10 protein-coding genes are annotated in these 10,568 nt (G+C 61.4%); 6 read left to right on the top strand and 4 right to left on the bottom strand.

Annotated elements, in window-relative coordinates:
- From JX325_RS08305 to JX325_RS08295, 3 genes are all read left to right on the top strand, one after another.
- Positions 1-190 (top strand): acetyl-CoA carboxylase biotin carboxyl carrier protein subunit (locus JX325_RS08305; RefSeq protein ID WP_204790695.1); only part of this gene is annotated, 190 nt, incomplete at its 5' end.
- A gap of 18 nt (positions 191-208) precedes the next feature.
- Positions 209-1,471, top strand: a complete 1,263-nt coding sequence (locus JX325_RS08300; protein ID WP_204790694.1) for a sodium ion-translocating decarboxylase subunit beta — start codon at positions 209-211, stop codon at positions 1,469-1,471.
- A 24-nt stretch (positions 1,472-1,495) separates the two neighbouring features.
- Positions 1,496-2,950, top strand: a complete 1,455-nt coding sequence (locus JX325_RS08295; protein ID WP_374220598.1) for a pyruvate carboxylase subunit B — start codon at positions 1,496-1,498, stop codon at positions 2,948-2,950.
- A 1,659-nt stretch (positions 2,951-4,609) separates the two neighbouring features.
- Here JX325_RS08295 and JX325_RS08290 read toward each other — a convergent pair.
- The 4 genes from JX325_RS08290 to JX325_RS08275 all read right to left on the bottom strand — a co-directional run bounded on the left by JX325_RS08290 (position 4,610) and on the right by JX325_RS08275 (position 8,945).
- The gene (locus tag JX325_RS08290; protein ID WP_204790692.1) at positions 4,610-4,948 is read right to left on the bottom strand and encodes a PadR family transcriptional regulator; all 339 of its coding nucleotides are present in this window, start codon (positions 4,946-4,948) and stop codon (positions 4,610-4,612) included.
- Positions 4,949-5,106: 158 nt separating this feature from the next.
- Positions 5,107-6,279 (bottom strand): cation diffusion facilitator family transporter, encoded by a 1,173-nt coding sequence (locus tag JX325_RS08285; RefSeq protein ID WP_243413995.1) that lies wholly within the window; start codon positions 6,277-6,279, stop codon positions 5,107-5,109.
- Between the two features lie 70 nt (positions 6,280-6,349).
- Complete coding sequence (locus JX325_RS08280) at positions 6,350-6,949, bottom strand: hypothetical protein (protein ID WP_204790690.1); 600 nt, start codon at positions 6,947-6,949, stop codon at positions 6,350-6,352.
- A 328-nt stretch (positions 6,950-7,277) separates the two neighbouring features.
- Positions 7,278-8,945 (bottom strand): methyl-accepting chemotaxis protein, encoded by a 1,668-nt coding sequence (locus tag JX325_RS08275; protein WP_204790689.1) that lies wholly within the window; start codon positions 8,943-8,945, stop codon positions 7,278-7,280.
- 234 nt (positions 8,946-9,179) lie between these two features.
- Between JX325_RS08275 and JX325_RS08270 the strand changes: the two genes are divergently transcribed.
- From JX325_RS08270 to JX325_RS18100, 3 genes are all read left to right on the top strand, one after another.
- Entirely contained in the window at positions 9,180-9,392 is a 213-nt protein-coding gene (locus JX325_RS08270) for a hypothetical protein (protein ID WP_204790688.1), read from the top strand.
- A 290-nt stretch (positions 9,393-9,682) separates the two neighbouring features.
- Positions 9,683-10,177, top strand: coding sequence for a recombinase family protein (locus JX325_RS08265; RefSeq protein WP_204790687.1), 495 nt, complete (start codon positions 9,683-9,685; stop codon positions 10,175-10,177).
- Positions 10,178-10,254: 77 nt separating this feature from the next.
- Positions 10,255-10,503 carry a recombinase family protein gene (locus JX325_RS18100; protein ID WP_243413996.1) on the top strand — a complete coding sequence of 83 codons (249 nt, stop codon included), beginning with the start codon at positions 10,255-10,257 and terminating at the stop codon, positions 10,501-10,503.
- Positions 10,504-10,568 lie beyond the last annotated feature (65 nt).

Genomic DNA, 10,568 nt, shown 5'->3' with positions numbered 1-10,568 from the left:
GCCCGGCACCATCCGGGACGTGAAGGTCAGCCAGGGCGCTTCCGTGAAGAAGGGCGACGTGCTGATGATTTTGGAGGCCATGAAGATGGAAAACGAAATCATGTGCCCCTGCGACGGCAAGGTGGCCTCCATCAACGCCGCCAAGGGCGCGGCGGTGGAGTCCGGCACGCTGCTGTGCGTCATCCAGTAAGGCGCTGGAGGGACTGGAATGGAAGCTATACTGGATTTTGTAAACAGCTCGGGATTCGCGCTGTTTGCCCAGGGGGACAACTGGAAGTGCCTGGTGATGCTCCTCATCGCGTGCGGCCTTCTCTACCTGGGTATCGTCAAGAAATTTGAGCCCCTGCTGCTGGTGCCCATCGCCTTCGGCATGCTCATCACCAACCTCCCCGGCNCGGAGATGTACCANGAGATCTTCTTCGCCGGAGGACACATTCACTGGGACCTCATCGGCGGGGCCCCCGTCACGGCGGAGTTCCTGGCGGAGCTGGCGGCGGTGGNCGTTTCCGNCGCCGTGCTGGCTACCGCCACGGTGGGTCAGTCCATCACGCCGGGCCTTATCGACATCCTGTACCTGGGCGTCAAGCTGGGTATCTACCCCTGCCTGATCTTNATGGGCGTGGGNGCGATGACCGACTTCGGCCCCCTGATTGCCAATCCCAAGAGCCTGCTTTTGGGCGCGGCGGCGCAGCTGGGCATCTTCATGACCTTCGTGGGCTGCCGGATGTCCGGCATCTTCTCCTCCGCCCAGGCCGGGTCCATCGGCATCATCGGCGGAGCGGACGGCCCCACCGCCATTTACGGCGCGACGAAGCTGGCCCCGGAGCTCCTGGGCCCCATCGCCGTGGCGGCTTACAGCTACNTGGCCCTGGTGCNGGTCATTCAGCCTCCCANTNTGCGGCTTCTGACCACTGAGGCGGAGCGGAAGATCGTCATGAAGCCCCTGCGGCAGGTCTCCAAGACCGAGAAGATCATCTTCCCCATCATGGTCGCCATCTTCGTGGCCCTGCTGGTGCCCTCCGCCGCTCCTCTGATTGCCTGTTTGATGCTGGGCAACCTCTTCAAGGAGTGCGGCGCGGTGGAGCGCCTGAGCAAGACGGTGCAGAACGAGCTCATCAACATCGTCANCATCTTCCTGGTCGTGTCCGTGGGCGCTACCGCCACGGGCCGGACCTTCCTGAGCCTCCAGACCATCGCCATCATGCTGATGGGCATCGTGGCCTCCGGCTTCGGCACCGCCGGCGGCGTGGTTCTGGCCAAGATCATGAACCTGTTCCTGAAAGAAAAGATCAATCCCCTCATCGGCTCCGCCGGCGTATCCGCCGTGCCCATGGCCGCCCGGGTCTCCCAGGTGGAGGGCCAGAAGGCCAATCCCAGCAACTTCCTGCTGATGCACGCCATGGGCCCCAACGTGGCCGGCGTCATCGGCTCCGCCATCGCCGCGGGCGTGATGATCTCCCTGTTCGGCTGATAGATAGGAGGTATTGTAATGGCTATGGAATTTTTGTCTAAGAAGCCCCTGTATATCACCGACACCATCCTCCGGGACGCTCACCAGTCCCAGGCGNCCACCCGGATGCGGGNGGAGGACATGCTCCCCGCCTGTGAGGTGCTGGACTCCATCGGCTACTGGTCTTTGGAGTGCTGGGGCGGCGCGACGTTCGACTCGTGCATGCGCTTTCTCAACGAGGACCCCTGGGAGCGTCTGCGGAAGCTCCGCAAGGCTCTGCCCAACACGAAGCTCCAGATGCTCTTCCGGGGCCAGAACATCCTGGGCTACAAGCACTACGCCGACGACGTGGTGGACGCCTTCTGCCGCAAGTCCATTGAAAACGGCATCGACATCATCCGAATTTTTGACGCCCTGAACGACGTGCGGAACCTGGAACAGGCCATCAAATCCACCAAGAAATACGGCGGCATGGTGGAAGCTACCCTGTCTTACACCATCTCCCCCATCCACAACGAGGAGTACTTCGTGAAGCTGGCCCTGGAGCTGGAGCAGATGGGCGCGGACGTGATCTGCGTCAAGGACATGGCGAACCTGCTTTTGCCCATGGACGCCTATTCCCTGGTGAAGAAGCTGAAGGAAACTGTGAAAATCCCCATTCACCTCCACACCCACAACACCACCGGCACCGGCGACATGGTCTATCTCATGGCGGCCTACGCCGGAGTGGACATTGTGGACACGGCCCTGAGCCCCCTGGCCAACGGCACGGCCCAGCCCGCCACGGAGTCTTTGGTGGCCACCCTCCAGGGCACCGTCCGGGACACCAAGCTGGACCTGAACAAAATGAGCGAGGCCGCCGCCCACTTCCGCAAGGTCGCCCAGAAGCTCAAGGAGCAGGGCAGCCTGGACCCGAAGGTGCTGAACGTGGACACCAACACCCTCCTCTATCAGGTGCCCGGCGGCATGCTCTCCAACCTGATTTCCCAGCTGAAGCAGGCGAACAAGGAGGAGAAGTACTACGACGTGCTGGCGGAGATTCCCCGGGTCCGCAAGGACTTCGGCTATCCCCCGCTGGTCACCCCCACCAGCCAGATCGTGGGCACCCAGGCCGTTATGAACGTGGTGGTGGGCAAGTACAAGACCTTCCCCAAGGAGTCCAAGGGCCTCCTCCGGGGTGAGTACGGCCAGGTTCCCGGCGANGTCAACGAGGAAGTCCGGGCCCTGGCGGGCATCAAGCCCGAGGACGTGATTACCTGCCGCCCGGCNGACCAGCTCCAGCCGGAGGTGGAGAAGTACCGGGAGGAGTTCAAGGACATCGCCAAGAGCGACGAGGACGTGCTGTCCCTGGCCCTGTTCCCCCAGGTGGCGCCCAAGTTCCTGGCTTGGCGGGACGGGCCCCATGANGAGCCCGCCNCCGCTCCTGCCGCCCCGGCGCAGAAGGCCGCTCCGGCGGACCCCAACGCCGTGCGGGAGCTGTTTGTGGAGTTCAAAGGCTGAACCTTTTTCTTGAAAGACAAAGGTTCCCAAAAAGAACTTTATCCCGCTCTGGCTGTCTGGTGATTCACCAGGCCGAAGCGACGGCAACGCGGAATTGCTTTAACCAACAAGAGGACGGTATCGAACGATACCGTCCTCTTGCTGTCACCACCAGCTGCGGATCCCCTCGGTCGTCACCGTCAGGTCAAAAGTCTCCAGCGCTTCTCCCGCCTCGCTGTACAGCGTCACGGTACAGGGAAGATCTTTGTTCTCAAAATAGTATAGGCCGGGGTCCGCATTGGGGGCGGGCTTCCGATACCACATTTCAACTACCGCAGGGAGGACCAGGTCTTCTTCCCCCATATGCTCCCCTTCAAAGCTGGAGTAATCCGTCTCATAGGGAAAGACGAAGACTTGGTCCGCCAGCCGTTCCCCCTCCAGCATGAACTCCCGGCATTCCACGTTTCCGTTGGGGGCCGGGGGCTTCTCCGCCCGGACCACGGCCACGGCGGTGGCGGCCTCCGCAAAGTGGCCCGCCGCGTAGATTTTTCCGCCCCTGGCGACGCAGACGGCCCCTTCGCCAAAGACTGGGCTCAGGTCGGACCAGTCCCGATGGCTTCCCAGAAGACCGTCTGCGTAACGGAAGATGGTGTAGGTCTCCCCGCACCGGGCCGCCACGGTGGTATAGCGCTCGTACCGGTTTGCGGAAGGGTGCCGCCAGTCCCGCTGGACATACAGGGGCTCCAGCTCCCCGAGAAGGTAGTCGTGCCGCACCTGACGGCATATGCCCCNCACCGTATAGGGCGGGAAGCCCTGGGAGGCATAGATCAGGAACACCCGCAGGAGGGCCAGGAGGAAATTTCGGACCGTTTTCTTTCCCCGGTTCCAATGCCTCATGACATTCCCTCCCATTCCGCTGTCAGCGTCCAGTTTCCCCGGGGGTGGGTGACCTCCACCCGCTGGGGCGGGCCGTCCAGGACCAGGACGATCTGGTCACAGCAGCGGGTCCAGCCGCGTTTGGCGGGGCCGTACAGCCAGTACCCGCTCTCCAGCGGCGTCTCGCCGTCCCCCGTGTAGCGTCCCCAGGGAAGGGACTGTCCGTCGGCGGTGATTTCCAGGCGTTGATACAGGCCCTCCAGGTTATCGTGGAACACGTCCTGAGTCTCCACCCAGAGGATGAGGGGGACCTGGAGCCGGGACTCGTCGGGAAGCGCGTCCTCCCAATAGGTACCNGCGTAGGGNTCGGGNTCCCCGGAAGCCAGCCANAGGTCCAGATAGTCTGTGGCGGCGTGACCGGCGGAAGCCGGGACGCTCCCGGTGAGCTGGTTCCAGGTCAGAGCCGTCAGGGAGCGGGTGTTGGANTCATTCTGCCAGACCTTCCAGGCCAGCAGCAGCGCCAGGAGCAGCACCAGANGGCGGCTTACCTCCCACAGCCAGCCAAGCCAGGGCTTATGTACCCGGTCCAGGGCCCGGCCCACCTCCTGGGCGTTTCCCATGGCCTCCAGGGCCCGCTCCTCCGCCAGCTCCCGGGGGCGGCCCAGGCGGAGGAGGTCCCGGACGTGCTCCTCATAGTGGTCCCGAAGCTCAAGCTCGATGCTCCGGTGGTCCGNCCGGAAGCGGACCTGTTCGCGCACGGCGTTCACCCAGATTTGAAAATTGCTGCGCATGGCACCGCCCTCCTCACGCCGGGGAGGCGCTGTTGACCACCGCGTCCACCTGTTCCCGGAAGGTCGCCCACTCCTCCTTCCGGGCATCCAGGGCCCGGCCGCCCTTCCGGGTGATGCGGTAGTACTTCCTNGTCNGGCCCNCCGGGGACTTCTTTTCCCGGACGCTGACCAGCCCCTCCGCCTCCAGGCNGTGGAGAATGGGGTACAAGGTCCCCTCCTTCAGGTCGAAGACGTGGTTGGACCGCCGGGCCAGCTCGGTAATCATCTGGTAGCCGTACATCTCCTCCCCCGAGAGCAAAGAGAGGACCAGCAGCGTCGTGCTGCCGCTCATCAGGCTCTTGTCGATTTTCATGGCGCGCCTCCTTTCACAATGCCTCGGTCATCTATGGTTAGTATACATAGATGACCGAGNTTTGTCAAGTGCCAAACGGCGCGCCCCCCCGCGCCATTCCGCCCTGGAGATCAGGAAAGNGCGGACACAGCGNTCCGCCCCGGGGAAAATACCTCTTTTCAAGTATAGGACCGCTCCACCCGGACCTTGGCCTGGAAGCCGCTGTCCAGCACCTGGACGGCGCTTTGGATCTTCTCCTCCACCTCCTGGTCCGTGAGGCGGAAGTCGAAGGGCACCGCCGCGTCGAAAATCACATGGGCGTGCCCCTTCCGGGGCACTACCCGGAAGTCGTGAATGGTGATGTCCCCGTCGATGCACCGGACCAAGGCCTCCACCCGCTTGCGGGTCTCCTGGGTGACGCCGTCGTCGGTGCACACCGGGTCCATGTGAATTACCGCCTCGCAGCCCAGGCGCTCCCGGAGCTCCCGCTCCACATGGTCAANGCGGTTGTGGAGCTCCAGCAGTTCCCCGCTGGCGGGGANCTCGGCGTGAAGGGAGATCATCCGCCGCCCGGGGCCGTAATCGTGGACGATGAGGTCGTGGACCCCCAGGATGGGCTGGTGGGACAGGACCAGGGACCNGATTTTCTCCACGAACTCCGCCGAGGGCGGCGTGCCCAGCAGGGGGTCCATGGTGGCCTTAACCGCCTGGACGCCGGACCAGAGGATGAACAGGGCCACCAGCAATCCCCCCCATCCGTCCAGAGCCACGCCCGTATACCGCTCCACCAGGGAGGCGGCCAGCACCACCGACGTGGCGGCGCAGTCGCTGAGGGAGTCCAGGGCGGCGGCCTCCATGGCGGTGGAGCCGATGCGCTTTCCGATCCGCCGGTTGTAAAAGGCCATGTAGAGCTTTACCGCGATGGCGGCGCAGAGGACTGCGGTCACCCAGGGGCCGGTCTCCGCCGGGACAGGGCGCAGAATTTTCCCCACGGAGGACTGGGCCAGCTCGAAGCCCATCAGCAGGATCAGCATGGCCACCACCAGGCCGGAGAGGTACTCCATCCGCCCGTGGCCGAAGGGGTGCTCGTGGTCCNGCTTCTGCTCCGCCAGGCGAAAGCCCAGCAGGGTGACCACGGAGGACCCGGCGTCGGAAAGGTTGTTCACGGCGTCCGCCACTACGGCGATGGACCCGGAGGCCAGGCCCGCCAGCAGCTTTCCCAAAAACAGCAGCAGGTTTAAAAACACGCCCACCCCGCCGCAGAGGATGCCGTAACCCCGCCGCAGCTGGGCCTCCGTCTTCCCCTCGGGCCTGAGGAACCGGCGGGCCAGAATCGAAATNACAAACTCCACTCCCTTCCAGGAACTCATAAACGTTAGAGGATATGCGGAAGAGCGGCACGTTGATACCGCTCTCTCCCCTTTATTTCTTCCCCGGCAGAACCAGTTTCATGTGGCAGCACAGGTCGTCCAGGTCCCGGTCCGTGGCGGCGGGCACCCGGAGCCTGGCCCCGCAGTCCCGGCAGATGAGGTCCACGGCGGACCGCCGGACCTCCATGCCGTAACGTTCGCTGCCGCAGGCGCAGGAGATTCCCTTCCGGGCGGCGATGTCCCGGAGCTCCGAGAGGACCTCGTACATGAAAACGTTATCCAGGAAGGCCTCGTTGTCCCCNTGNCGCTTCTCCTTCTCCGCCAGGACAGCCAGCTCCCTGAGCTGCCGGTCCACGGTGCCCTCCGGGCCGATGAAGCAGCAAAACTGCTTCGTCNCGGCGCAGGCCAGGGCCACGGCCCCTTCCAGCACCTGTTTCCGGGAACAGACGGCGGTGTGGGTCCCCCCGCAGAGACCGCAGGGGACGGTGAGCCGGNAGCGCTCTCCGNCAAAGGCCGCCGTCAGGGCGGAGCCGCCGCAGTCACACTCCACCTCCGCGCCGGAGGCCTCCAGCGCAAAAACGGAGCGTGCCTTCATAACGGGCTTCCCGCATTTTGGGCAGAGATATCCAAAGGTCCGCATCTCCTCGCGCATGGCAAAGCACCTCTTCCANGCTCCCCGTCGAGTCCGGGGAATCTGTATAGTTAGAATTTAAATTTTACCATAAGCCTTTGGCGAAGTCCAGTGCTTTTGTGCATACTGCGCAGAATTTCCCCGCACATAACCGCCCCTCGTCCTCCGCCGCCCGCAAACCGGCGCGGCCTTTGCGGGTGGAAAGCAAAGGAATTCCCCATCCGGCAGAGCGTTCCGCCCCTTCGGGGCGGGAAGCGCAGCGGTAAGGGGAATTCCTTGTCTATCGCTGAGGGAAAAGGGCTGTCTCATTAAGTATACATGCGCAGGCAAGCCGCCCAGCCGGCGGGCCTTACTTCAGGCGGAACGCGGCCACCAGGCTCTTGAGGAGGCTGGCCTGGGAGGAGAGCTCCTGGCTGGCGGCGGCGCTTTCCTCACNGGTGGCGGNGTTGGTCTGCACCACGCTGGAGATTTGGTCAATCCCCTCCGTAACCTGGCTGATCGCAGCGGTCTGCTTTTCCACCGCCTCTACCACGATGGACNTCTGGGTCGTGACGCCGCCGGCGCTGACGCTGGTGCGATCCAGGGACTGGGTTACCTCGCTCACCACATGGCTGCCTTCGGCCACGGNNGCGATGGAGCNTTCAATCAGGTCCTTGGTGGCTTTGGCGGCTTCGTCGGACTTGTTGGCCAGGTTGCGGACCTCGTCGGCAACCACGGCAAAGCCCTTTCCGGCCGTCCCGGCCCGGGCCGCCTCCACGGCGGCGTTCAAGGCCAGGATGTTCGTCTGGAAGGCAATGTTTTCGATGGCGGCAATGATTTTGCTGATTTNCTCGGAGGAAATGGNGATCTTGCCCATCGCCACGTTGAGCTGCTTGACGTATTCCATGCTGACGCCCAGCTGGCCCCCCGCCTGTTCCACAAACTGACCGGCCTCCTCCGTGGCCTGGGCGGTCCGCCGGGCGTTTCCGGAGATGTCGCTGATGGTGGCGGAGAGCTCCTCGACGGAGCTGGCCTGCTCCGTGGCGCCCTGGGCCAGGGCCTGNGCGNTATTNGACACCTGTTCGGCTCCGGCGGANACCTGTTCGGCGCTTTCCCGGATCTGGCTCATGGTCTCATTCAGCTTGGACTGGATGCTGTCCAGGGAGACCTTGATGGACATAAAGTCTCCCACGTATTCCTGCCGGGCGGAGGCGGTCAAGTCTCCGGAGGCAATGGAGTCCAATACGGAGGCAATCTCGCCGATGTAGGAGCGGAGCCGCCGGATCGTCCTCTCAAAAATAAGGGCTAACTGGCCCACCTCGTCGTTGGAGTGAATGGCGATGCCGCCCTCCTCGCCGCCGGAAAGTCCCAGGTTACCCTGCTCCAGGCGGCCGGCCACCCGGGTAATCTCCGCCAGGGGAGAGGAAACGGTCTTTTTCAGGTACGCCGTGNGGAAAAANATGCACACAACGATGACGGCGAGGCTCACCAGGATGGTATAGATTACCGTCATAAAAATCTGATGGTTGGCCTCCGCGGAAGAGATCCCGGCAAAGAGGAGGCCGTTGACCGCTCCGGCGGCGTCTCTGGTGGGAACATAGGAGCACAGATATTCCTCATCCAGAATGGTTGCCCTGCCCACATAGCTCTGTCCTTTTTGCAGCACAATTTCAGACAGCTCGGAGGACAACGTGGTGCCCACCACCCGCTGCCCGTTCTGGACTACGGTGGTGTAGGCCCGGGTATTTCCTTCAAAGATGGTAAACTCACAGCCCATGCGGCTTTTCAGATCATCCAGCAACTGGTTGACGTCTTCTGTGCCGCCGGTCTGGCTCAGGACGTAGTCCAGCATATTGGTGCCGTTGGTGCAGCGCTGCTCCAGCATCCCGGTTGCCAAAGAGCGGAACATAATCACGCACATGCCCACGGCGAAGACAACGGATATCATCTGCATGATGACGACCACATTGCCCACTTTTTTGCCGATACGGGTCTGCTTTCCTTCCGCGCTCTTTTGTGAAAACTCAATCTTTTTCATAGTCGCTTACTCCGTCTGTCTGTCAGAATTAAAATCGGCACACAGCCATTTGTCATTATACTGAGGGACCGCCCTTTTTGCAAGCCCTTTTTTATCCGGGGGATGTCCTGCCAGCCGTTCCCATTCTTTTTCTCTTATTTTCATAAAAGTGACAAAGGAAACCGCCGTCCGCCTCCAGCTTGGCCGGGGCTGGACGTTCTTGCCCAGAGGGACAGTTTCGCCGCCTGGGCGGACGTGGACCCGGAAGCCCGGACCATCACCGTCAACAAGGCGATGGAGTGCGATTCCAGTGGCGTCCCCAGCCTCCGGCATGTCACCAAGACCGCCGCTGGTATGCGGACGGTGGATATTCCCCAGAGGCTTGCGGCCTACATGGCGGAGCTGCCCCGGGATAACCTGCTGGTGATTCCCAGCGCTCACGGCGGCGTTCTGACGGACTCAGCCTGAAAAAAGCTCTGGGACTCCTATATGCGGCTTCTGAACGAGAAATACGGGACCCGGACCCCGGCGGACCTGGAACAGCGGAGGTCTGGCAAGCCGGGGCCCAAACAGCTGGACAGGACGATCCCGAACATCACCATGCACTGGCTCCGGGGTTCGAATCCCCGCCGGGTCANNATGATAAGTTGACAGACCGCCAAGNGGTTGGTCTGTCAATTTTTATATACAGAATGCAAAAACTCGTTGCGCCGCAGTAATTTCACTGCGGTATTTTTATTNATCGAAGGAGAATTATAATGAACGTGATACAAAAAAGTGAAGCAATTAAGAACGGTCTCCGGAAAGGCTTTCAGGACGGCAGGTCCAAAATGGCAAAGCGCAAGTGCTACGGATACACGATCAATTCTGATGGAGGACTGGAAATAAATCCGGACGAAGCCAAGGTGGTGAGCTGGATATTTGAACGGTATCTTGCTGGTGACAGCCTTGGGAAAATTGCTGCTGGTCTGGAAAGGCAGGGCATTCCCTCCCCCACTGGCATGCCCAAATGGAATCGGGAGGCAATTGACAAACTGCTCTCCAATGAAAAATACACCGGACGGGTGCTGCTCCAGAAGACGCTCAGCATCGGCGCTGTCCAGAACGAAAACAATGGCCTCATGGAACGGTATCTCTACACCGGCTCCCATGAGACCATTATTTCTGACGAGATGTTTATGGCGGTACAGCAGGAGAAACTGAGCCGCTCCAAAGAACCGCAAAATCACATTGCCATGAAGCTCTCGCTTTGATATAATGAGGAAAATTGCGGGAGGTCGTGCGANTGCGAAAGGTGACTGAAATTCTTCCTGCGCAAGGCCATCGTCCAATGGAACTGCGTCATCTTCGTGTAGCTGCTTACTGCCGGGTCAGTACAGAGTTGGAGGAGCAGANCAGAAGTATNGAANTACAGGAGCGGNACTATTCACAGCNGATTTCAGCAAATCCCAATTGGGAAAGTGCCGGCATTTTTGCAGAAAGAGCTACTGGTTTAAACACAAAAGAACGGCCAGAGTTTTGCCGGATGATAGCTCAGTGCCGCAAGAAGAGAATTGACTTGATTCTGAGGAAGCACTGATTAAAGCCGGTAAAAGCCAGGCAAACAGACAAAGGTAAAGGAAACGTCCAATAAAGGACCATATT

Origin of the sequence: Oscillibacter sp. CU971, from assembly GCF_905219725.1 — a bacterium.
GTDB lineage: Bacteria > Bacillota > Clostridia > Oscillospirales > Oscillospiraceae > Oscillibacter.
Note: the sequence above shows the minus strand (reverse complement) of the source record. Positions and strands in the feature narration are given on the sequence as shown.